The following is a 22,020-nucleotide window of genomic DNA, read 5'->3' on the forward strand; positions in this document are numbered from 1 at the left end:
TGCGGGCATTGCTCCATAAGCTCGTTTCTTTTCTCTGTGGCAATGACCTGTGATTCACAACGACTTCCTTTTCCAGAACAACCCCCCCTGACTATAGTCTGTGATGTTCAATGATGATAGCGCTTACTACACGTTGATCATAGTGGATGGGGATGTCTTCTTAACAGGTACAATTGAGCTGTAGAGCGTACAGTTATCCCTTTTTCGAGGGCACAAACCGGCAACAGACCGGCCATTTCTCCATATAAACCGCTAGATTGCAACAAAAAGACCGCATCGTCCTCTTGGGACAACACGGCCACGGCCATAAGACCTGAATGAATTCATTCGTAGGGAGTCTGTCTATACACACTTGGAGAGATACCATTCAATCGTTTAAAAGCACGCCGGAAGGAATGTGAACTGTTGTACCCCACTCTTGCTGCTATTTCGTCCACGGTATAATTACTGTCCCTTAACAGGATCATCGCCTGATCCATTCGCACTTTGATCAGATGATCGGAAAAATTAACCCCTGTATACTCCTTGAACAGTTGAGAAATGTATTTTTCAGGCCGCTCAACGTGCTCAGCAACGCGATATAGGGTTAGCTCGGCATCCGAATACATCTCTGCGGTATATGCTTTGATCTGTTTAACGATTTGACTATGGGTATCCTTCTTCTTGTTCGCAATCAGTCCGCACAGTTCTTCCATGATTTCGTACAATTCAGACTTAACGGTCTCCAGCGGCTCTGCGGATCCAATGTCGATGACCCGCCGTTTGACGTTTTCGATGGAATCGTATTCCGTAAATGCCTTTTGATCAAGCAGCTTGATAAAGGTTCCCTTCATCTCGCCAATCAGTTGATGTTTCATTTCCATGGATAGCTCACGCTGCTCCATGTTCTGTACCATGATGGCTTCAACAATCCGCTTGGCTTCCTCAAGTTCTCCGGCCCGGATCGTTGTAATCAGTCGCTGCTCGGAGTCGAGCGGATAATAATAGGTTGTGTTCTCGGTCTGCGTCTCACTGCTCCACACCATGCCCCTTGCGTTCATGTAGATGGCATATTCAAGAGCTTGATTGGCTTGGTCGAAGGAATTACTGACCTCCGTCACGGACGAGAAGTGATTGCCGAATCCCGACTGGATGGTGATCCGGTAATCATGAAACATAACCTGGGCCAATTCATCCATCGTCTGCGTAATATCTTCTACGGTGCGTTGTGTGTCAGCTTCCTCATCCGTGGAGAAAAACAAAGCGGCCACCTTATCCGATCCCCAATCGGTCATCTGTACATTAGCGCCAAGCTCGCTCAGCGCCTGCTTCAACAGCAGCCGAGAAGCATTTAGCTCATTCAGGATATCAACGTTATCCATTCTGCCATAACCTTTGATCTGAACGAGACCCGCATATCCTGCTCCCTGATGCAAATGAATATCCGCCTGTTCGGCAGCAGACCAAATCTCGTCCCGTGATTTGAATTCACCGGAGATCAGACGCTTCAAAAAGGCATCCCTTACAAGCGGCAGCTGGCGATTCAATTCTGTCTCGAGCAGCTTGTTCTTGGTGATCATATCCGAGATGTTTCCGCTTAGAAAATCAAACTCATTCCTGGAAGTCGCGTCCTCTCGTCCGAATTGCTCCTTCATCACACTTAGCAGTCGATTGATTGGGGCACTATGACGGTAGGCAAGCACCAGCCCAACGAGCAGTCCAATCAGTAGTGTTCCACCTGTAATGAGCATGCTCATCTTCTTGATCTTGTTTGCATTTTCCAGAAGGAGGTCACGCGGAATCCCTGCCTGATATACCCAGCCGTTAGAATCCGATTGCGTAGTGATAACCAGATCATCCTCATAGAACTGACTAACCTTGCTCGGATCGAATTTCGGATCGGCGATCATCTTGGCCATCTCAGGTTCTCCGCTGCCCTTCAGCGCAATGGTTCTCCCTTCCGCATCGCTAATGTGAACCCAGCCGCCATATCGGTCCGTCATACTGGACAGTAGTCCTACGATCATCTTCTCATCAATGACGACGACAGCTACCGCCGGTGAGGAATCGTTGAAGCTGTCCAAAGGCAGTGATTGCATATATGTAATGACCGACGTTTGCTGGCCTCTGCTGACATAGGAACTGAGCGGCTTAATTTCACTACGATGCGTTTGTTTTAATACTTGCTTCATCCATTCCTCCAGGGATAGATCGGTATAATGAAAATCGGCATAATAATGATTCGGCCTGTAAGAGGAACCCGGGGTAAGGATTAGATTATAATTGGCTAAATAAATATAATAATTTTGCAGGAAATCATTCGTCTGCCCAAATGTCAGCACATTCTCCATGGCTCGCCATATGCCATATACATTCGTTTCGTTATCCCTTTCATTCATCAGGACGTTCAGTTCCTGATTCACGGCAAGCTGTCTAGTGAAGCCTTCGACTTCAGCCATGCGCCGTTCCAATATTTCTTGGCCCTTCTCAAGCTGTGTAACCCCATTCTCAATGGAGATGGACTGCGTTACGGAAATGGAAGTCAGATAAGACATGTAGCCACCTATGCTGGGTATGACCAAAATGATGACATACGAAATGAGAAATTTCCGAAAAACACTGGAATTTCGAATGGGCAACCCCTCCATCGCCGAGTTGTTGGTAGCGCTATCATAATCACAGATTATATCATTTTTTGGCTTAGTCAATTGTTTTCTTGCTTGTGCAGCAGCTCATTCATTGCGCTTTATTAATACAGCCCACCCTTTATTAAAAGGATTCAGAAAGAAGGGGACCTATGTGGTCCCCTTCTCAATTAGCACTATTTTCAGCTATTCAACCCTTTGCTCTCCACCACTTGCAGCAGGCTTCGAACTATGATTAACTGACGCTTCTTCAATGTCTCCAAAAGCCCAATGGGAAGGTGATACATCCTTCCACTGAGGCTGTGAAACTCCCTTAAGCGGGCCTCTTCCCAACACCCGGTTAATGACAACAACGGCTTCTGCTCTTGTCAGCTCAGCATTCGGCCGGAAGGTTCCGACCTTGTAACCTGTCAGGATTCCCAGGCCTTGGGCTCTTTGAATCGCATCTTTAGCCCAATGACTGCCAATATCAGAGAACCCGCTGCCTGGTTTGGTCGTATCCGGAGCCAGGCTCACAACCAAACTCGCCATCTCTGCACGGGTCAAGGACTGATTCGGTTTAAATGTGCCATCCTTGTAGCCTTGCATCAATCCCATTTTTGCAACCTTGTCGATAGCTGCTGCAGCCCAATGGGAAGAACTCACATCACTGAACGTCACATCTGCTGATGCAGCATCTTTTTCAACGACTTTGGCGAGTATGATTGCCATCTCTGCGCGAGTGATCTTGTTATTTGGTCTAAACAATCCGTCCTTATAACCGTTAATGTACGCCGTATGCCGAGTCGTCTCCGTATTCCCGGAGGATTCCTCTCCCGATTCTGTTTCCGGAGCCGGAGTAACTGGAGGCTGTACAACAGGAGATGACGGTCCCCCTGGATTAGAAGGTCCTGATGGATTGCTCGGATTTGTTGGGTTTGTTGGATTTGTTGGCCCGCTGTCCCCAGCAGCTATCGTAAATTTCAGTTGATCCGTGAGCATGAGCTCACCAGACTTTTTGACAGCCTTCAGCGTATGCACACCACTCGTCAGGCCTGTTATGCTGTAGATTTCCTGTCTATTTTTACGTCCCTCACTGTACGTATCTACGGTTTGCACCAGATTTCCGTCAATGTAGATCTCCACCTCACCCTGCTGCGGCCCAGTCGGAGTAATCATACGGATGCCGGTACCTTTGAAGACATACTCAAAGGAATCACCGTTTACCGCTGAATAATGAACATCATTGAGATAATCGCCGCCAAAAATAAAACGGAGGTTCAACGTGCCGAGAGGCTGCGCAGCAAGGTAGGATTTTCTAAGCGTCACCTTATCCCCTGTTACCTCATAATCAGTTCCCTTAACCAGCTCAAGTGAGCCATTCATAATCTTCTTGAAACTTTCCGGTTCCTGCAAAAGTGTCACTTCAATATCGGCTTGAGCAGATTCAGCTTTGTCAAAAACAGCACTCACCGGCTGAATGATATTGGGAATCTCCACCTTGAGGAAGTCAAGCAGCATGAACCGCCCTGACTTTTTCACGGCTTTAAGCGTGTGCAGCCCATCTGGCAGCCCTGAGACACTATAGACCTTTTGCTGCGCCAAACGTCCGTCACGGTAAGCACTTACCGTTTCCTTAAACTCACCATCCACGTAAATATCCATGTCGCCCTGGGACGGATCCACTTCCGTAAAAAACTGAATACCCGTTCCTCTGAATTCATACTCAAAATAATCGCCGTTCTGCTCGGCGTAATGCACATCATCCTTATAGTCGCCAAATCCTCTTCCCGTGCTGCGTGACCAGTTTCCGCTATACTTGATCGCGGGATCGTCATTGTTAATCATCGAGAATCGGATTCCGGAGGTGTCAATAACCTTAATCGTGAGCGTCTGCGGATCCCCCGCGCTAAATACCACGTTAAACTTCGTTGTGCCCACGGGCAGCTGAGTGAGGTATTGTTTCTTGATCGTTAACGTATTGTCAAGGACATCGTAGTCATCTTCGCCGAGATCGTCCCCGTTGTATTCCACACCAGTTAACGTATTACCGTTCAGGTTTAACGTGATTTTCACATCCGCTTGCTGATCCACTGCCTTATCAAAGTCTGCAGCGGTTGGGCTGATTCCACTGTTCTGCCTATCAGATTCTTTTTCCCTGGTTACCTTGAGTGCATCCAGAAGCATGTATTGGCCCGATGCCTTAACAACCTTCAGGGTATGTGTTCCACTTGGCAAATCTGTTTTGCTGAACAGCACCTGCTGGGCTTCCCTTTCTCCATCGGTATAAGCGCTTATCCGTTCTGCCTCACCATTATCGAGAATAATGCTCATGTCCCCCTGCTCTTGATGCTTCTCTGTCAGCAGCTCGATGCCTGTACCTGTAAACGTATATTCAAAATAATCGCCGTCTTTTTCCGTATAATGCACATCGTCATTGAAGTCACCGAAACCCCTGCCAGTATTCGCATTCCATGAACCTGTGTACCGTATCTCACTGTCGTCATCGTTAACGTAGACCACCTCGGTAACCGTGGTATCGTCTCCTGAAACGGCTGGTACAGCAGTCGGTTCATCTGCTACATTGGAATCGCTCGCTGGATCAGCAATCGTTCTATCATTGCCTGTGGAATCCTGAATCGCTATCGTCAGGTCCTGTGAACCCTCTAATTGTTCCTTGCCTCCATTTCGCTTCCAATCTCCGGTATACCGCATGCCTGTATCATCGTCATTCACCGTCGATGTTCCGCTCAGCGCCTTGACTTTCAGCATGCGGGAAGCATGAGGTTCCAATAAACCACTGCTAAATCCCTCGTTAAACGTACCCAGTTCGGAATGGCTCCACAGGTCACGGACCGATGCAGGTCCTTCCAGACCGATATCGCTCCAATTGACCTTGACCTCAGTACTCCGGTTGCCCAGATTAAAGAGAGCCACACTGTACGTTCCATCTCCGTTATTGGCGTACCATACCTGCTGCTGAGTATCCATCGATACCGGATGAGCCGGACGTCCAGCCTGATTGACAGCGATCACTTCATCATTGGTAAGAAGTTCAAGTCCATAGCTGTCCAGCCTGGTCATGTCATTCCCTGTATACAACGGTGCAGACGAGATCGCCCAGAATGTCATGGCTGTCTTCCGTTCATCCTTGGTGAGCCCATCCATGGAACCATTGCCCACGTTTAGCGAGTCAAAATCATTCCACCCGCCAGGTCCTGCATCACGCCACCAAAGCGCAGCGATTGGAAACAATCGAGCAATATTAGCCCACTGCGTCAATCCCACATTGCTGTCGTATGCTTCGACGTCCCAATCGATACGCCAGCCATTAGCGTGCTTTTTCCAGAAATCCACGTAGTTATGGTCCAGTGCCCATGAAAGCTCGAACCAGATATTATGCCTTGCCAAAGCTTTGGACCAAGCCTCCACATCGCCTCGTGCATCCCGGCTCAGATTGTTAATGCCTGATCCTGGAGTCACGCTGTCGAATTTGACAAAGTTAATGCCCCACTCGCCCAGAAGATCTGCAATGGAATCGATGTATTTCTGAGCACATGGATTCGAAAAATCAATCTTGTAGGTATACGCATTCCAAGCATCCATCACGGTAAGTGGCTGATAAGCAATATCCTGCATTCGGCAAGCTCCGCCCGTCCCGTAAATCTCGAGGTTTTTATTGTATGCATCAATGGACAATCCGGGAATCAGATAGATCCCGATCTTCTGACCATTGTTATGAACATAGTCGATAACCTCCTGGAATCCGTTTGGATACAGTTCTTGGTTAGGAATCGGTCTTCCGTATTCATCATTATCTCCGTTCCATCCCGCATCAATATTGATATATTCATAGCCATGAGCCTGTAACTTCTCGCGCATGGCATCCGATTGCTTCTTGATGCTCTCCGCTGATGTCCATTTTACGGAAGGGTCATACACCTGCATACTGTAACTGCTCCAGCCCATGTAAGGTTTCTCAGCTAATGTTGTCTCTGCAGCCCCTTCAACCACACGACCTTTAGTCCCTGTAAATCCAAACTGAACTGCCGCAAAGATGAACACCAGAAAAACCATCGCCATCCGTTTACCCATTCGCTTCAAATCATCCCTACCCCCTCTGAAATAGTGAATTCAAATCCATAATGATAGCGCTTACCTTACGTGAAAAGAATAGTGGATGTATTATGCTCAGGGTAGGTACAATTCGGAATTTTGCGTACATTTCACCATGAAAGCGGGGGTACCACAGCCATAGAACAGGCATTTCTCCCCCTTACACCGGAGATTTTGCAAGTAAACTGCTGCCATCAGATCGATTCGGAGGACGTTGTTTAAGTAACGATGTGTGTATCGTAGTTATGGTCTTATGGTCAAGTAAAAAGACATAAAAAAAGGTCTCCCGCAGGCGTTAGCCTAACGAGAAACCTTTTCTTCTTATGATGCGGTCGAGAGGACTCGAACCTCCACGGGGGGTTAGCCCACACGGACCTGAACCGTGCGCGTCTGCCAATTCCGCCACGACCGCATATGGCATATCTCCGAGATAATCTATCGCGGCGACAAGAAATAATATATCATGTGAAATTCCGTGTGTCAACACTTAAATGATTTAGTATAAAACTAAGATGACTAAAAGGTATAAAATCTACTTGAGAACTGACTTTCCCTGCTAAAAATGAATCACGCTCTCTTCTACTACTCCAATTTACTTATTTGTCCAATTTTTGCGCTGATGAAACACAAATTACGTTTTTGTCATCATAAATAAACATGGAGAACTACTACTTTCCACAAAAAGTCTTGAATTCCGTTAACATTGCAGAAGGAAGAAAGGTTTGACAATTACGCATTTATGCAATATAGTTTCAAAAGGTTACAAAATATTAATTATTCATTTGCCGAGTTTCATGTTTGAAAACGGGGGAACCATTTTGGGTGAATTATTCTTATACATAGGAAATATAGGGAACCTTCTACCGAACCCTTAGCTAACTCCGTAGGCATCGAAGGGAGAACATTGATTTTGAAAAAACTGATCATTTCTATTTTTGGCGCAGCCGTTCTATTTACATCTGGTGCAGCAAGCACTGAGGCGAGCAGTATCAACACCGTCGTTAACAACATGACTGGAATACCTTACAAGTGGGGCGGCACGACGCTGGCCGGGTTTGATTGCTCTGGATTTATGAGATATATTTTCCAAAAATATAGCATTGAATTGCCACGTACTTCACAGCAGCAAGCCAAGGCGGGTACTCCGGTATCCAAAGCCAATATCCGCACAGGTGATCTGGTATTCTTCAACACTTCAGGCAGCGGCATTTCGCATACAGGCGTATACATCGGAGGCGGGCAATTCGCTCATGCTTCCAGCAGTAAAGGTGTCAGCATCACCAAAATGTCGAATCCATACTTCAGTGACCGCTATGTAACAGCGCGCCGGGTGACCGGACAATTTATGTATAACAAGATGCTTGGAAAAATATAAGTTGCACAAGAAACAGGCTCTGGAATGATCCAGAGCCTGTTTTGCTGTCTGGTTATTCAGACTCACTTGCAGGAAAAACCTTAGTGCAACGCTTTTTGCACACGCATTGCGCCTTGAGACAGCGCGTGACCGCCGCCTACCGCTCCAGCTACCGCAACCGTCTCCATAATCTCCTGATCGGTTGCGCCCTTCGCACGGGCCTCTTCTACGTGGTAAAACGTACATACTTCGTTATTGGCAAACAATCCGATGCCGAGGGCAATCCGCTGCTTGGTTTTGGCGTCGATGGCACCTGACTGAAAGCATTCACCTGTAAAATCGTGATACGCTTTGACTACGCCAGGCAACACATCGCTTAATTCTCCAATCTGATCCTTGTAGGCATGTACCTTATCATTCATCAATGTCATGGCTACCCGCACATCCTCTCGGCTGATAAGTTTACGAATTCTCGCTGTATCTATCTTCTCTCCCGAGTGGCGGAATTATGCCAAACCATCCATGGTAATTCCATGCATTCCGACTCCAGAGCGGCTCTATTCATTCAGCCGGACTTTGGCGTGGTTCACTAAAGAGCTGATAGCGATAACTGCGGTCCAGCTTGACCACACGTCTGTTCTGGCGACGGATAAGCACCTGTTCCCCATCCCAAGCAACGACAATCCCTGTTACATCGTTGGACTCCAGACCATCCCGTACCACTCTTACTTTTTCACCCGATAAGCGCAGTGCATCTAATTCTGCATCACTAATCATGTCTATGGCTCCTATGTTTCAAAATAATTTACAAAAAGAGACCTAAATGAAGAGTCATTTAGGTCTCACGTGACTGTATTGGACTGTTATGTCATTCGAAAAATATCCCGACTGAAAGTTACCGCTGCGCGTGCTCTTTGCTGTCGTTCTTCTCGAACCAAAAATCAAGCACTTTGGCGGACATCACACGTTCTTCAAGGTACTCCACTTGATGTGGTGTAAATTGTTCTTTCCAAGCGAAGGACAACTCTTCACACAAGCCTACAATGGTCAGCAACTCTGACCAGGCAACATAGCGTTTGTACCAGAAAAATTGAGGATGTTCAATCATATAGGGATAAAGGTCATCAAATTCCGTATGTTTACAATCCAGGGCACGTTCAAAATGAACTTTCGACTCCGCCAGCTTTTCAATAAAAAATTGTTCTGATGCCGGTTGGTTCCCCATGGTGTTGCCTCCTCTCCCTAACATAACCCCATTATAAATGAAATTCGCGGTCATGCAAAGGCATTGTTCAAAAAATAGGCTTTTTCCTTTAAACTGTCACATTTGGTTATCGTCGAATTGCACGGTTCCATCATTCAGTGAACGAATGCGCACCAAGGCTTCCACCGGAATGCCCTGCTCACGGATCGTACGTGCACCGGCCTGAAAACATTTCTCGACCACGACACCGAATCCGACGAGCTCCGCCCCTGAACGTTCAATGATCTTAATGACACCGCGAGCTGCATCTCCGTTGGCGATAATATCGTCTATAAACAAAATACGGTCATTCTCATGAATATATTCGCGGGATACCATAATATCGGTTACGATCCCTTTGGTAAAGGAAGGTACACGTTCACAGTAGGCATCGGGATCTGCCAGAAGTGTCTTTTTTCGACGGGCAAATACGAGCGGCACCCCAAGTTCATGTGCTGCGGCAAAAGCAACCGGGATCCCTGAAGACTCCACCGTTATGACCCGTGTCACTCCACTTTCACGAAAGCGAGCGGCAAACTCGCGGCCCATCTCCATTGTCAGTGCAGGATCAATCTGGTGATTCAATAATCCGTCCAGCTTCAGCACCTGATCCGAGATGACTACGCCTTCTTGTAATATTCGTTGTTTTAATACTTCCATCATTCGACCTCCCAAGCCTATCCTATGAGGTAAAAGTATCATAGATGAGGCTGTCAGTTCAAGCGAAATCGGCTTTCCTCCATCATTGACCGATTCTGAGAACGAAAGCTTCTTACAATTGTCATGAGTTACCAGGGTCAAGCATACCTTGTACCATGGTACCCGCATGTCCAAACTATTATGGGGCCTGAGAGGGGAAACGCATGAAACAGGCATTCCGGGTGCTGCAGATCGCATTTACATACATCGGAACGGTTGTAGGAGCAGGCTTCGCGACAGGGCAGGAAATACTGCAGTTTTTTACCCAGTATGGCAAATGGGCCACCATCACCATTGGCTTATCGACCATACTATTTGTCTGGCTGGGCACCAAAATGATGCTCATCGCCCATGATACCGGCTCCCGCTCTTACGAGGACCTGAACAAGCACCTATTTGGCCATAAGGCTGGAAAGTGGATTACCTGGATAACGCTTCTGATACTTATTGGTGTAAACAGTGTAATGCTCGCCGGAGCAGGCTCTGTCTTCGTGGAGCATCTTGGACTGCATTACCAGACTGGTTTGATTATTACGATAGTGGGAACGTACCTGCTTCTTGGACGAGGCATCAAAGCCATATTGCAAATGAATAGCATTGTGGTGCCGATGATGCTCCTGTTGTCCATCCTCATGATTACAAGCACCATACACCATCCCGGTGCCTTACGGTTCGTTACGCTGACTACAGATACCAATCCTATAAAGGTGTGGCTGTCTCCACTATTGTATTCCTCCTTCAATCTGGTACTGGCCCAAGCTGTTCTGGTGCCGGTAGGCAATCAGATCCGTGATCGTAATGTCCTGAAATGGGGCGGTGTACTCGGCGGAATCGGTGTAGGCTTCATGCTGTTAGCCGCCCATTTCGCCATGTCAGCCCAGATGCCAGGGATCATGCAGTTCGAAATTCCGATGGGGAGCATCGCCTTCCAACTTGGATGGGCTGTTCAATCCGTGTATGTAACTTTGATCTTCATGGAAATATTCACAACATTCGTCGCAGACATCTATGGTATGACTCTTCAGCTTGGTCAGCACTTACAAGTGCCCCCTAGATTAATTACATTAACCATTATGATGCTGTGCTACTCACTCAGCCAGTTTGGATTCAGTTCTCTCCTATCCATTCTCTATCCAATCTTCGGCACCCTTGCCCTAGTCTGGGCCGGCAGATTGGTAATCGACCGTTGGGGAAGCTTTCGTACGAGACATAAAAACCTGTAAATTATACTGCGTTCCAACATGTATTACATTTCAAAACCATATTCTCGCAATCAAAAAGCCGCTGTTTCCAGCGGCTTCTTCTGTTTATTTTATTTTCAGGAATGAATCTAGGCTTTGCTCGCATATTGCAGGTACAGCTTTTTCAGTTCATTAACCGATCTGCCCAAAGAATAGTGCGTTTTGGCCTTCTCACACGCCGAGCGTGCAAGTTCGTAACGATACGAGGGATCAACCATAACTTTCTCCAACGCCTCAGCAAGTGCCGAAGGATCCTCAGGGGGAACAAGCAGCCCGTTGCTGCCGTTCTCAATCTGTTCAGGAATTCCACCCACATCCGTACCTATAAGTGCAAGACAACTCAGTGCTGCCTCGGCAAACACGGAACCAAACGCCTCTGCCCTGGAAGGAAGTACAAATATATCGAAAAATGGCATGAACTCTTCCGGATGCAGGGTGTATCCATAAAAAATAGTCTCGTTATAGATACCCAAACGCTGAGCCAACTCTTCCAAATCAGGTCGAATCGGTCCATCCCCGATAATATGTAAAACATAGTCATGCCCTCGACCTTTGAGTTCCGCACAGGCTTTGAACAAAATATCCAGTCCTTTGGCCGGGACAAGGCGGCACACCGTAACCAGCTGCGGGATCGCATTATCATGAGGAATAGGTTTAAAACGTTTCTCATCAAATCCGTTTGGAATAATGCCAATGACGTCAGGCTGCTTCACGTAAGGAGTTAAATACTGCCGAAAAGACTCGGAGACGGTTAACAACCGCTCTGCCTGATGCTCCAGCTCGCCGTAAATGGCAATCAAAAACTGATGATCCAGACCGCCTGGCTCAATTCGTCCATTTAAAATCAACTCACGCTCATAACTGGAGTGAATGGTTTGAATGAGCGGTGTATCTGGAAAAACACTTTTCATGGCAAGACCTGCAATGGGATGGTGAGCGTGAATCAAGTCATAAGGCTTCTGAATCCGCAGCTTCGTCCACCATAAATAATCACGGTAAGTCTGCATATATTTTTGAACGACAGGACTCTCCTGATACTTGGTCCAATCGAACGTTTCGAACTGCACGTCCTCCCTGCCCTTGTTGCGAATTCGCTTCGGCAGAGAGAACAAGTCCATCTCCCACCTCGGGGAAGTAAACCTCTCCTGCATATACGGAATCATAGAGGATACACCTCCGGGCTGCTCCGGAGGAAAGAAAAGCGCCTGCAGCAATTTCACCGTTAGTTTCCCCCTTTCTAGCTTCAGTCTTTCAGTACATCTTCAATCATGATATATTAGAACGTATGTTTCAGTAAAGAAATAACTGTTTATTCCTCAGCATTTTAACAACAACGTTGCAGCTTGTAGACCCTGAGGGTTATCCGGGAAGGGTCATGCGGACAAGCTAATGAAAAGGAGAGCAACAAGATATGAGCAAGCCTTCACTCCCTGAGTCGTATATACATCATATTCGGGAAATGCTCGGCTCAGAAGCAGAAGCATTTATTGACAGCTATGATCAGCCTCGTGTACAGGGGTTGCGTTTTAACTCCCTTAAGGCTACACCAGAGCTCAAAAAACAGGTGATAGAGCAGTTTAACCTGACCAAGGTTCCCTGGTGTGAGACGGGATACTACTACCAATCGAATGAGCGTCCTGGCAAACATGTGTATCATGCGGCAGGACTGTACTATATTCAGGAGCCCTCTGCGATGTCGGCGGTGGAAATGCTGGACCCACAACCGGGTGAGATCATTCTGGATCTCGCGGCTGCACCAGGCGGCAAAACAACCCACATTGCCTCACTCATGGAAGACCAAGGACTGCTCGTTTCCAATGAAATTCATCCGGCCAGAGCCAAAATATTGGCAGAGAACGTGGAACGAATGGGACTCTCCTCCGTCGTTGTTACAAGTGCAGCTCCGGGAGAATTGTCGGCCCGCTTTCCTGCAGCCTTTGACCGGATTATGCTGGATGCCCCTTGCTCTGGCGAAGGTATGTTCCGCAAAGATCCGGATGCGGTCACGGAGTGGAGCGATAATCTGGTCACACTGTGTGTGAACAGACAATGGGACATTTTGCAGGATGCCTATATCATGCTTAAACCAGGCGGGACTTTGGCTTATTCCACTTGCACCTTCAATCGCGAAGAGAATGAAGGCATGATGGAACGTTTCGTTACTGCTTATCCAGATCTGACTCTTGTACGGACTGAACGAATCTGGCCTCACCTGGCCCAGGGTGAGGGACACTTTGTAGCTGTAGTGACCAAAGCAGAATCCCAAGCTCATGCATCCCAAGAGCAGGAAGAACAACCTCGCAAACGCAAAGATAAAAGAGGCAGAAATCCACGTCAAACGGGGGCATCCAAGGAAGTGGAATCTGCCTGGAATGCATATCTGGCCTGGAGTTCGGACCTTACAGACACGGTAGCTAACGGAACCGGCAGACCTCTGCTTTTTGGTGAAGCTTTATATGTATTGCCAGAGCGTGCTGCCCAGCTGCTGACTGATGATCGGTTAAACGGATTGAAGCTGCCCCGTCCAGGACTTCATGTCGGGGACTGGAAAAAAGGGCGCTTCGAGCCTGCGCATGCACTCGCGCTGGCTCTGGGACAACAGGAGGCTGTTAACATACAGCATGCAGCACTAGATGCAGAGACCAGCCAAGTGGCGGCATATCTTCGCGGTGAGAGCCTCCCTGCCGAAAGCGGACTTACCGGATGGACGCTTGTGACTTTCAACGGGCTCCCGCTTGGATGGGGAAAAGCCAGTGCAGGACAGCTAAAAAACCGTTTACCTAAAGGCCTTAGACGTATGCAGTAGTCTAGCCCTATCACGACTCAAAGCCGGTGAGCATTAGTGCTCCCGGCTTTATTTTCTATTTATCTATGGAGTTAACAGGTTGATGAAATGTCCTGTTTTTTTAATTTCATTTAGGATTGAAGTGGCTTCTCAAATGTACTATATCCATTGATTTTCCCCACAAAGGTATATCCGTTGCGTGGATAAAATTCATTCAGCCTCTCGTTGTCACCCACACAATCCAATCGCATGACGTGTTTGTTGTCAAATTGGATTCCACTGCTGGACCAACCCAAAATGTCCCGACCCAGTCCGGTGCGGGCGTACTTTCTCCGAATGGCCAAACGATGCAAATAAACGGCGCCATCCGCTTGATGTGCTTTCGGTCCCCATAGCTCGAAATCCCAAGCACTTGGCTGCTGCAACAGAATAACCATCCCTGCCACATCGCCTTCTTTCTTGAACACAAACACATCACCCCGGCGAATAGCCCCTGCTGTATCGTGGGAATCTTCACCTTTCAAAAGCGCACTCCACTGGGAAGATCCCTGGCTGCGTAACCATTCAGCTGTCTCCCTAAGCAAGGATAGTACATCTTCCGTGTCTTCCGGCTGAGCCTGCATCGCTCTGAAATCATCGTTAATATATTCGGTAATGATTTTAAATGAGTGCTTCATGGTTCTCCTCCAATTCCAGATCTCGTTAGAACTATTGGAACTATACCCGGAAATGAATTTTTCGTCAAAACAAATGCAAAAAAGGTAAAAGGCCTAAGCCTCTTACCCGTCGATCTTCGCTTCATCTATAATCTGGTTCCGGTACAGCATGGTAAGGTGCAATGTGTCGAATTCAAGGTCCTTGTCCAATTCCTGAAGCAGCACCTCAACCAGATCCCGCCGCTGTGCACTGGTTCCGGGTACCTGATAATCCATATAACCCGTCAGGTCGGCATGAGATGTATCAATGGTCGCTGTCCCCACAGGTAATCCGCCGCGTTCTTGCAGAAATAGCTCATAGACCCTGAATTCACGGTCCTTGCGCATCAACATGACATAACAGGAATCCTCTGCTTCGTCTATCTCGTCTTCAGAATCATCCCAGTCCTCATATTCGGTAAACTCCTCTTCCTCTGAGTCATCCACAAAGTCGCGGTGTACCCACTCCATGGACTCCAGCTCATTCCCCTGATGCCACATGCGAAGAGTAATCGTGTCGATCACTTCTTCGTCGAGTTCTCTTACGAGCAGCTCTGCTGCTGCATCAAGCTGGCTCTCGAGAGGCACGTCATACCAGTGTATCTCGCCTTGAATGTCGGCCCCATATTGTTTCAATGAAGCTTCTGCCAGCTCAGTTCCATCAGCATCGTTAAAAACATAGGTCGATATGCTTCGTCCGGCAGTTACAAGCTCCATCTCCAGCACATGTTCCCGATCTTCATATGTAAAAGCTTCATCAGCTGCATCCGGAATTACGCGTGAATCATCCACATCCATGTCATCCAAGTATTCATCAGACTCGTAATGCATATCATCCGACTCACGCTCAGGATCAAACTCCAGGTTTTGCAGAACCGAATGCAATGTGCCACAGCTGACCAGCACTTCATAATAGATCGCCTCCACTGCATCCGTAAGGGACCGGATATAGGCATGAACCTGATCAATGATGTGCTTTTCCTCATCCGCTGAAACCAATTCCCGTTCCATCTGAAGACTGCCAGACAAACGGTCTCCTTCTCTATATACCAGCAGAAGTGAACCCGCGTATTGATCATTCACCATTATATCGAGCACTTCACCACCTGATGTACGCAGATCCGGAATCAGCTCCACTTTCTGTTTCATGTGCCTGTCCTCCTCCATTTCTAATGGTATTCTCATAGGTTACCCATGAGGCCAGTAGATTATGAAGCAGGAGCCTTTGAAAATGAAAAATGTGGTTGTCATTAGACCGCTAGGACGTGTTTTTGGACAGCATGCGCAACACCCTGCTCGTTATTGGAGAGTGTCACTTCATCCGCAGCAGCCTTCACCTCTTCCGGCGAGTTGTCCATTGCGATTCCTTTGCCTGCATAAGTCAGCATCGTAATATCATTGTAATAGTTGCCGATTGCCAAAATTTCAGAAGGTACAATACCTTTGGATTCGGCCAGTCTCTTCAGCGCTGCTCCCTTGGAGGCTTCCGGGTGCATCAGATCAATGAAAAAGTCTCCGCTGCGAGTCATGTAGTACGGCAAATTCCAAGTTCCCCATTCCTGCTGGACCTTGTCCATCTGCTCTAAGGGGCCAAACGCGGTGAATTTGGCAAGCGGTTCTGACAGGTCTGCCCACTGCGGCAGCTTCAAGGGCTCCATCATGAAGTTGTTGTACATCTCCCGAACCTGTAACTCCAATCCTTCCGGCTGATCCACATATAATCCAAATGCCGTGTTGATGTCAAAATGCACACCATTTGTACGGCAATACGTGACAAAGGGCTCCAGTCCCTGACCGTCCATAGCAAATCTGTGCACAATTTCACGGCTCTCCACTTCGGCCGTCACGGCCCCGTTATGTGTAATCACATAACCGTCAAGCCCCATTCGCTTCATAAAAGGAATGGTGTTGGCCGGACCTCTGCCCGAACACAGAACGATCTCGGCTCCCTGCCGGGAAGCCTGGATCAGAATCTCTTGGGTCCATTCGGTAAGCTCATGATGATCGTTAAGCAACGTACCATCTACGTCAAGCGCAATTAATTTGATTGTCATCGGGTCTTCACTCCTCAACTGTTAAGGTAATCGCACCCTCCCAAACCCTCCCTTCCGAGGGAGGGCCCCAGAGGGCTCTGCCCTCTGGACTCCCGTCTGTTGATCGGCGGGGTGGCGGGTCTTGCTATGTGACGGTGGGCGTGGGAGCGCTTGTCTGCCTGGATCTCCGCTTGCTTACGCGGAATCCAGGCCAAGCTTAAGGGCGACCATTTCGGGCAGCGCTTCGCCTCCTGCCCGAGCTCCCTGCTCCGCTTCGCGAAGGACGGGAGCTTCTTGCGCCTGTGGGGCTTGGGGGCAGGGCATCGCCTCCTGCCCGGCTCCCTGCTCCGCTTCGCGAAGGGCGGGAGCTTGCGCCTGCGGCTTGGTGGGCAGGGCTTCGCCTCCTGCCCGGGCTCCCTGCTCCGCTTCGCGAAGGGCGGGAGCTTGCGCCTGCGCCGCTTGAGGGCAGGGCTTCGCCCCCTGCCCGGCTCCCTGCTCCGCTTCGCGAAGGACGGGAGCTTGCGCCTGCCGCTTGGAGGGCAGGGCTTCGCTCTCTGCCAGGGCTCCCTGCTCCGCTCCGCTACGCGAAGGGCGGGAGCTTTACTTACGCAGACAGGCCAACTCGTCTGCGGTTAGTTCGCGGTATCTGCCGATCGGAAGCTCCGTATCCAGCTGAAGGTCGCCCATGGCTACTCTTTTCAGATAAACCACTTTTTTGCCTACGGCCTGGAACATCCGTTTTACCTGATGGAATTTGCCTTCGTGGATAATGAGAGAGATCGAAGAGATCACTCCCTCCTCCGTCTCCTCATGATGAAGCACGGTCAATTCGGCTGGCATGGCTTCATAACCGTCATCCAGCTGTATGCCAGACTTGAAACGTTGAACATCCTCGTCATCCACGTTCCCCAATACACGGGCTTCGTATGTTTTGGGTACATGCTTGCGTGGAGATAACAGATCATGCGCAAGCGGACCGTCATTCGTCAGAATGAGCAATCCCTCTGTATCTTTATCCAGCCGCCCTACCGGGAACGGATCGAATACCCTGTCCTCTTTGCGTAGGAGATCCAGAACCGTTTTATCCCTGGCGTCTTCCGTTGCCGACACAACACCCGGAGGTTTATGCAGCATTAAATAAATCGTTTCACGGTAAACGACACGCTCTCCATCGGCTTCAATGACATTGGTCTCCGGATTCACCTGCATACCACTATCCTTCACGGCTTTACCATCGACAAAAATTCTTCCCTGCTTTACCATTTTCTTGAGTTCACTCCGGGTGCCTACACCCATGTGACTTAGTATTTTGTCGAGACGCTGTGTTTTCTTTCCTTTGTCACTCATACCGATGTCCACCTCCAGCCAGCAGGGTACTCATTTTTCAGTACGCCATCCAGCCATTTCCCCCATCCAAGAGCATATCCATCCACGCATACCAGCGCGTAACCTTTGGCTGCTGCTCCAGGCTTGCACTCGACGCGCGCTTCTTCGATATTCAGCGTTTCGCCCTTCAGATACCTTACCGCTTCTCCACTTGCAGAAGCCAGGTTTATAACCCTTTTCGCCTCAGAGCTGTTCAACGCACAGGCCAGTGGATGAGACGGGACAAACCTTCCGTTTTTCACGGTACCCATAAACCATCCGGGCCGAATCACTTTGAGCCCTTCAAGACGCGATGCGCCAACAGACGATTGATATACACGGTCGCCGTAAAATACCGTTTCCCCAAGGAGCTCAAGTTCCAGATGCTCTTCTATGAATTGTTGATACACGGTCCCTGGGTCAATGTTTACTGGATCCGTTCCTCGACCTTTTCCACGATTGGACTTACGCCCATCACGCTCGTTGTTTCTTCCGGCTCTTCCCTCATTTTTTCCGCCTCGAGCTGGTCTTTCAGTCCGTTCTCTCGATTCGGTTCTCATCAAACGTTCACGTTTTCGGTCCGCTTTGCTGAGCGGCTGAGTTACAGCAATTCCTTGATCCTCGGCGATCTTGGATACCGTCTCCTTCTCATCCTCAACGCTGCTGATCCGCTCCGCAGTAGTCTCAGGACGATGCTGCAAAACAGCTACATAATGTCCTTCGCCTTCCAACAAGTGAGGCCATAATCTCGCTGTACCACGTGTCTGATCCAGTACAGCACCTGTTTTTTCTGCCGTTTCAGGCATCATCTGGCGTACCCAATCCGGTCTTCCCGGAGCGAATCCAGCTGTTTCCGGAATATCATGAACAGTGAAGTCTGGATTGAGGTTCAGAAATTCGGCGATCATGGCTTCATTCTCCTCCGGCGCAAACGTACACGTGGAATATACGATCGTTCCTCCCGGAGCGAGCAGCTTCGCAGCTGTCTCCAGAATATCCCGCTGCATTAGCACACACTTCTCTACCGAGTGATGCTCCCATGACTTAACCATGTCTTCATCTTTTCGGAACATTCCCTCTCCTGAACAAGGAGCATCAATGAGTACCTTATTAAAATAATGCGGAAAAGCACCGGCAATCCGTTCCGGCGACTCATTCAGGACAACAGCATTTCGCACACCGTACAACTCCACGTTTTTGGCAAGTGCTTTGGTCCGTTCGGAATGAATATCATTGGTCACCAGCACACCCTTACCCTGCAGCTTTACTGCGATCTGGGTAGACTTGCCGCCGGGTGCTGCACACAAATCCAGTACATGATCCCCTGGCTGAACACTTAGCAGCTCCACCGGAGCCATCGCGCTTGGTTCCTGAATATAATATAGACCTGCATGATAGTACGGATGTAGGCCTGGTTTCACGCCATGCGGCACATAAAAGCCCGTCCCGCACCATGGAATGGGCCGCATATCAAACGGAGCCAATTCATCAAATTGCTCCATGGATATTTTTAACGTATTCACTCGAAGTCCCGCATGCGGAGACTGTTCATATGATTTCATAAATTGTTCAAACTCATCTCCGAGCAGGTTTTTCATGCGCTCTTCGAAGATTGAAGGTAGCTGTACAGCCATATTCACTCATCCTGTCCTGTTAAAATGCATATTGTTCTATGTTATCATATCCCGGTGCAGCTTTCCTATTGATTCACTGCATATTCCACTACAGCGTGTAATGTTGTATAATGACAAGTAGGTTGATTCTCGTGCAAAAAACGGGTGTTTATGTATATTATCCCAACCTTTATTTTTGCCAAAACTATATTTTGATATGATCGATGGGGGATGTCCAATGAAATCGAAGAAAAAGAAAAGTGCCTCAATCCTGATTTTCCTGGGTATATTCGTGGTCCTAATCGCAGCGCTTGTCGTCGTAAACCAACAATCCAAGAAACAAATGGACGCTGTGGAGAATGCTTATGGTATTGCAGCTTCCAAGCTTAATCCAGCTACACGCGAATTGCTCGATGACCCTAACTATCAACAGATTATTCTGCCGGATGATCTTAAATCCAAAATTGACAATAAGGAAAGCTTTTTCGTTTATTTCTTTGCCTCCGACTGCTCCCATTGCCGGGCCACGACACCACAGTTGATGCCGCTTGTAGACGAAGTAGGTATTGAGCTGCCACAATTCAATCTGCGTGAGTTCGATTCAGGCTGGACAGATTATAATATCGAATTTACACCTACGCTGGTTTATTATCAAGATGGCGTAGAGAAGGATCGCATGGTTGGCGGACTTCAGGAGAACGGTAGTGAGAACGGTTATACGCTGGATGACTACAGACAATTTTTTGACAAGTACAAAGGCAGCTCTGCTGCTTCGGCAAGCTAAGATATAATCATTGACTATAAATTAACATCTCAATTCAAGCTGCTCTTCCCTTTTTACTCAGAGCTTCATAGCCAATAAACGCAGACCAAAAAATCACCCCGGCCAATCCTTATCCAAGGTTTAGCCGGGGTGATTTATGTTATATACAATATGCATCATGCCATCTATACTAATTCTGATTTTCGCCGAAATTGTTCGCCTGCTGCATGGCTTTCATTTTCTCTTCATAGATGCGTCCCCGTGTCGGGCTGCGACGCTGTGGAATGTTGGGTTTCAGTTCCCTAGATCGTTCTTGAAATGCACTAGTCAGTGTCTCATCCCAGATCCGTATGGTCAGATCCCTGTATGGAAAATGCTGCGATTCAGGACCTGCTAGTCCGCTGGCCAGTTCCTTCACTTCCTCGACCAATTCTCCGAGTTCAATCCCTTTTGTACGAGCAGGATAATGCTCCAGCAGTTCGACCGAACTCTGCAACATCATCCGGCCTCCACGAAGGTTTTTGTTTCTGAAATGATATAAGCCAACTGCAATCTGCAGCATGCCTTTATAGAAAGGGTCCCGATCCTGTTCCAGCCATAACTCTTCCAATACCTCATGGCATTCGAAGTAGTCCTGATCACGGTTAAAATAGATCAAATAATCAATATACAGCGGCTCATAGCTGCTCATCGGGATTTTCACCCTTCCTAGCCGAATTCAGAAGAGCCTTCACATCATCCAACAAATCTTTAAGTGCTTCCATGTCATGACGCTCCCAACAGTCGTTAAAGCGCTTCTGAGCCTCAATGGCCTCATTGACGAGATGGTAGAAATACAACTGATGTATGATGGACAGTGTCTTGGAGACGATGTTTGAATCATCTTCAAACTCCTTCTGTGCTTCGAGGATCTGCAGCCGGATAGCTGACATTTCATTATCCAATACAAAAGCGGCTTCTGCCGTTTTCTTCAGCCTTGCCCGCATATCATCCGGCAGACTTTCACGATATTTATAGCTCAGCGAGTGCTCAATCGTAGCCCAGAAGTTCATGGCCAGCGTCCGGATCTGAATCTCGGCCAGCACTTTCTTCTGTCCCAGAGCCGTCTGAACAGGATATTCAATAATCATATGGAAGCTTCGATAACCGCTCTCTTTGAAGTTCGTAATATAATCTTTCTCAATCAATACCGTTAAATCCTTACGTGCGCGGATGTACTCCGCCACTCTTCGAATATCATCCACGAATTGACACATAATACGAATTCCCGCAATATCCTCAATTCCCGTCTCTACCTGATCTAGTGGCACATTCAGACGTCTGGATTTCTCCAGAATGCTGGATATTTTTTTGACACGACCGGTAACGAATTCAATCGGGGCGTATTCTTCCCGTTTCTTCAGTTCCGCTCGCATTGTCTTGAATTTGACTTTCAATTCCTCTACCGCTTGTTCATAAGGAAGTAAAAATGTACCCCAGTCTCTACCGTCCATGCTTATGCCTCCTGTCT

19 protein-coding genes, 1 tRNA gene and 1 riboswitch are annotated in these 22,020 nt (G+C 48.1%); of the genes, 4 read left to right on the forward strand and 16 right to left on the reverse strand.

Going from position 1 to position 22,020, the window contains the following annotated elements; genetic code table 11:
- Positions 1-323: 323 nt before the first annotated feature.
- The 3 genes from GUA98_RS02980 to GUA98_RS02990 all read right to left on the reverse strand — a co-directional run bounded on the left by GUA98_RS02980 (position 324) and on the right by GUA98_RS02990 (position 7,131).
- Positions 324-2,687, reverse strand: coding sequence for a helix-turn-helix domain-containing protein (locus tag GUA98_RS02980; protein ID WP_227779361.1), 2,364 nt, complete (start codon positions 2,685-2,687; stop codon positions 324-326).
- A gap of 123 nt (positions 2,688-2,810) precedes the next feature.
- Positions 2,811-6,698 carry a X2-like carbohydrate binding domain-containing protein gene (locus tag GUA98_RS02985; RefSeq protein WP_227779403.1) on the reverse strand — a complete coding sequence of 1,296 codons (3,888 nt, stop codon included), beginning with the start codon at positions 6,696-6,698 and terminating at the stop codon, positions 2,811-2,813.
- Between the two features lie 348 nt (positions 6,699-7,046).
- Positions 7,047-7,131: transfer RNA gene (locus GUA98_RS02990), tRNA-Leu, on the reverse strand.
- A 361-nt stretch (positions 7,132-7,492) separates the two neighbouring features.
- Positions 7,493-7,624, forward strand: a riboswitch (cyclic di-AMP (ydaO/yuaA leader).
- Positions 7,625-7,629: 5 nt separating this feature from the next.
- Here GUA98_RS02990 and GUA98_RS02995 point away from each other — a divergent pair.
- Complete coding sequence (locus GUA98_RS02995; RefSeq protein ID WP_127536424.1) at positions 7,630-8,094, forward strand: C40 family peptidase; 465 nt, start codon at positions 7,630-7,632, stop codon at positions 8,092-8,094.
- A gap of 80 nt (positions 8,095-8,174) precedes the next feature.
- Here the strand turns inward: GUA98_RS02995 and GUA98_RS03000 are convergent, their stop codons facing one another.
- From GUA98_RS03000 to GUA98_RS03015, 4 genes are all read right to left on the reverse strand, one after another.
- Positions 8,175-8,504, reverse strand: coding sequence for a carboxymuconolactone decarboxylase family protein (locus tag GUA98_RS03000; RefSeq protein WP_193722023.1), 330 nt, complete (start codon positions 8,502-8,504; stop codon positions 8,175-8,177).
- A 130-nt stretch (positions 8,505-8,634) separates the two neighbouring features.
- The gene (locus GUA98_RS03005) at positions 8,635-8,850 is read right to left on the reverse strand and encodes a hypothetical protein (RefSeq protein WP_095358831.1); all 216 of its coding nucleotides are present in this window, start codon (positions 8,848-8,850) and stop codon (positions 8,635-8,637) included.
- A 118-nt stretch (positions 8,851-8,968) separates the two neighbouring features.
- Positions 8,969-9,298 carry a hypothetical protein gene (locus tag GUA98_RS03010; RefSeq protein WP_095287969.1) on the reverse strand — a complete coding sequence of 110 codons (330 nt, stop codon included), beginning with the start codon at positions 9,296-9,298 and terminating at the stop codon, positions 8,969-8,971.
- Between the two features lie 96 nt (positions 9,299-9,394).
- Entirely contained in the window at positions 9,395-9,976 is a 582-nt protein-coding gene (locus GUA98_RS03015; RefSeq protein ID WP_095358832.1) for a xanthine phosphoribosyltransferase, read from the reverse strand.
- A 203-nt stretch (positions 9,977-10,179) separates the two neighbouring features.
- On the opposite strand from GUA98_RS03015, the gene GUA98_RS03020 reads away from it, so the two are divergent.
- Entirely contained in the window at positions 10,180-11,238 is a 1,059-nt protein-coding gene (locus GUA98_RS03020) for a hypothetical protein (RefSeq protein WP_193722024.1), read from the forward strand.
- Positions 11,239-11,345: 107 nt separating this feature from the next.
- Here the strand turns inward: GUA98_RS03020 and GUA98_RS03025 are convergent, their stop codons facing one another.
- Positions 11,346-12,476 carry a glycosyltransferase family 4 protein gene (locus GUA98_RS03025; protein WP_193722025.1) on the reverse strand — a complete coding sequence of 377 codons (1,131 nt, stop codon included), beginning with the start codon at positions 12,474-12,476 and terminating at the stop codon, positions 11,346-11,348.
- Positions 12,477-12,667: 191 nt separating this feature from the next.
- Here GUA98_RS03025 and GUA98_RS03030 point away from each other — a divergent pair, with 191 nt between their 5' ends.
- On the forward strand, positions 12,668-14,062 hold the full coding sequence (locus GUA98_RS03030) for an RsmB/NOP family class I SAM-dependent RNA methyltransferase (RefSeq protein WP_193722026.1): 1,395 nt from the start codon (positions 12,668-12,670) through the stop codon (positions 14,060-14,062).
- Positions 14,063-14,172: 110 nt separating this feature from the next.
- Here the strand turns inward: GUA98_RS03030 and GUA98_RS03035 are convergent, their stop codons facing one another.
- From GUA98_RS03035 to GUA98_RS03055, 6 genes are all read right to left on the reverse strand, one after another.
- Positions 14,173-14,718: a GNAT family N-acetyltransferase gene (locus GUA98_RS03035; RefSeq protein ID WP_193722027.1), complete on the reverse strand. Its 546-nt coding sequence runs from the start codon at positions 14,716-14,718 to the stop codon at positions 14,173-14,175.
- Positions 14,719-14,820: 102 nt separating this feature from the next.
- Positions 14,821-15,885, reverse strand: coding sequence for a hypothetical protein (locus tag GUA98_RS03040; protein WP_193722028.1), 1,065 nt, complete (start codon positions 15,883-15,885; stop codon positions 14,821-14,823).
- A gap of 101 nt (positions 15,886-15,986) precedes the next feature.
- Entirely contained in the window at positions 15,987-16,790 is an 804-nt protein-coding gene (locus GUA98_RS03045) for a Cof-type HAD-IIB family hydrolase (protein WP_193722029.1), read from the reverse strand.
- Between the two features lie 174 nt (positions 16,791-16,964).
- Positions 16,965-17,093, reverse strand: a complete 129-nt coding sequence (locus tag GUA98_RS29920; protein ID WP_265333564.1) for a hypothetical protein — start codon at positions 17,091-17,093, stop codon at positions 16,965-16,967.
- Between the two features lie 276 nt (positions 17,094-17,369).
- Positions 17,370-18,116, reverse strand: coding sequence for a pseudouridine synthase (locus GUA98_RS03050; protein ID WP_193722030.1), 747 nt, complete (start codon positions 18,114-18,116; stop codon positions 17,370-17,372).
- The gene (locus tag GUA98_RS03055; RefSeq protein ID WP_193722031.1) at positions 18,113-19,768 is read right to left on the reverse strand and encodes an RsmB/NOP family class I SAM-dependent RNA methyltransferase; all 1,656 of its coding nucleotides are present in this window, start codon (positions 19,766-19,768) and stop codon (positions 18,113-18,115) included. Before GUA98_RS03055 ends, GUA98_RS03050 begins: the two co-directional genes overlap by 4 nt.
- A 217-nt stretch (positions 19,769-19,985) precedes the next feature.
- Between GUA98_RS03055 and GUA98_RS03060 the strand changes: the two genes are divergently transcribed.
- Positions 19,986-20,531, forward strand: coding sequence for a thioredoxin family protein (locus GUA98_RS03060; RefSeq protein WP_153977863.1), 546 nt, complete (start codon positions 19,986-19,988; stop codon positions 20,529-20,531).
- A 169-nt stretch (positions 20,532-20,700) separates the two neighbouring features.
- Here GUA98_RS03060 and GUA98_RS03065 read toward each other — a convergent pair whose 3' ends face one another.
- Entirely contained in the window at positions 20,701-21,201 is a 501-nt protein-coding gene (locus GUA98_RS03065) for a DUF309 domain-containing protein (protein WP_153977862.1), read from the reverse strand.
- Positions 21,188-22,003, reverse strand: a complete 816-nt coding sequence (locus GUA98_RS03070; protein WP_095288001.1) for a GTP pyrophosphokinase family protein — start codon at positions 22,001-22,003, stop codon at positions 21,188-21,190. Before GUA98_RS03070 ends, GUA98_RS03065 begins: the two co-directional genes overlap by 14 nt.
- Positions 22,004-22,020 lie beyond the last annotated feature (17 nt).

Origin of the sequence: Paenibacillus sp. P13VS, from assembly GCF_015143645.1 — a bacterium.
GTDB lineage: Bacteria > Bacillota > Bacilli > Paenibacillales > Paenibacillaceae > Paenibacillus > Paenibacillus xylanilyticus_A.

What these genes read in the sequence shown, in the direction of transcription:
- GUA98_RS03045 (WP_193722029.1), bottom strand. Translation starts at nt 16,790, where the DNA reads ATGACAATCAAATTAATTGCGCTTGACGTAGATGGTACGTTGCTTAAC.
- GUA98_RS03060 (WP_153977863.1), top strand. Translation starts at nt 19,986, where the DNA reads ATGAAATCGAAGAAAAAGAAAAGTGCCTCAATCCTGATTTTCCTGGGT.
- GUA98_RS02985 (WP_227779403.1), bottom strand. Translation starts at nt 6,698, where the DNA reads ATGGGTAAACGGATGGCGATGGTTTTTCTGGTGTTCATCTTTGCGGCA.
- GUA98_RS03015 (WP_095358832.1), bottom strand. Translation starts at nt 9,976, where the DNA reads ATGGAAGTATTAAAACAACGAATATTACAAGAAGGCGTAGTCATCTCG.
- GUA98_RS03040 (WP_193722028.1), bottom strand. Translation starts at nt 15,885, where the DNA reads ATGAAACAGAAAGTGGAGCTGATTCCGGATCTGCGTACATCAGGTGGT.
- GUA98_RS29920 (WP_265333564.1), bottom strand. Translation starts at nt 17,093, where the DNA reads ATGCCCTGCCCCCAAGCCCCACAGGCGCAAGAAGCTCCCGTCCTTCGC.
- GUA98_RS03010 (WP_095287969.1), bottom strand. Translation starts at nt 9,298, where the DNA reads ATGGGGAACCAACCGGCATCAGAACAATTTTTTATTGAAAAGCTGGCG.
- GUA98_RS03070 (WP_095288001.1), bottom strand. Translation starts at nt 22,003, where the DNA reads ATGGACGGTAGAGACTGGGGTACATTTTTACTTCCTTATGAACAAGCG.
- GUA98_RS03055 (WP_193722031.1), bottom strand. Translation starts at nt 19,768, where the DNA reads ATGGCTGTACAGCTACCTTCAATCTTCGAAGAGCGCATGAAAAACCTG.
- GUA98_RS03005 (WP_095358831.1), bottom strand. Translation starts at nt 8,850, where the DNA reads ATGATTAGTGATGCAGAATTAGATGCACTGCGCTTATCGGGTGAAAAA.
- GUA98_RS03000 (WP_193722023.1), bottom strand. Translation starts at nt 8,504, where the DNA reads ATGACATTGATGAATGATAAGGTACATGCCTACAAGGATCAGATTGGA.
- GUA98_RS03020 (WP_193722024.1), top strand. Translation starts at nt 10,180, where the DNA reads ATGAAACAGGCATTCCGGGTGCTGCAGATCGCATTTACATACATCGGA.
- GUA98_RS03065 (WP_153977862.1), bottom strand. Translation starts at nt 21,201, where the DNA reads ATGAGCAGCTATGAGCCGCTGTATATTGATTATTTGATCTATTTTAAC.
- GUA98_RS03050 (WP_193722030.1), bottom strand. Translation starts at nt 18,116, where the DNA reads ATGAGTGACAAAGGAAAGAAAACACAGCGTCTCGACAAAATACTAAGT.
- GUA98_RS03030 (WP_193722026.1), top strand. Translation starts at nt 12,668, where the DNA reads ATGAGCAAGCCTTCACTCCCTGAGTCGTATATACATCATATTCGGGAA.
- GUA98_RS03035 (WP_193722027.1), bottom strand. Translation starts at nt 14,718, where the DNA reads ATGAAGCACTCATTTAAAATCATTACCGAATATATTAACGATGATTTC.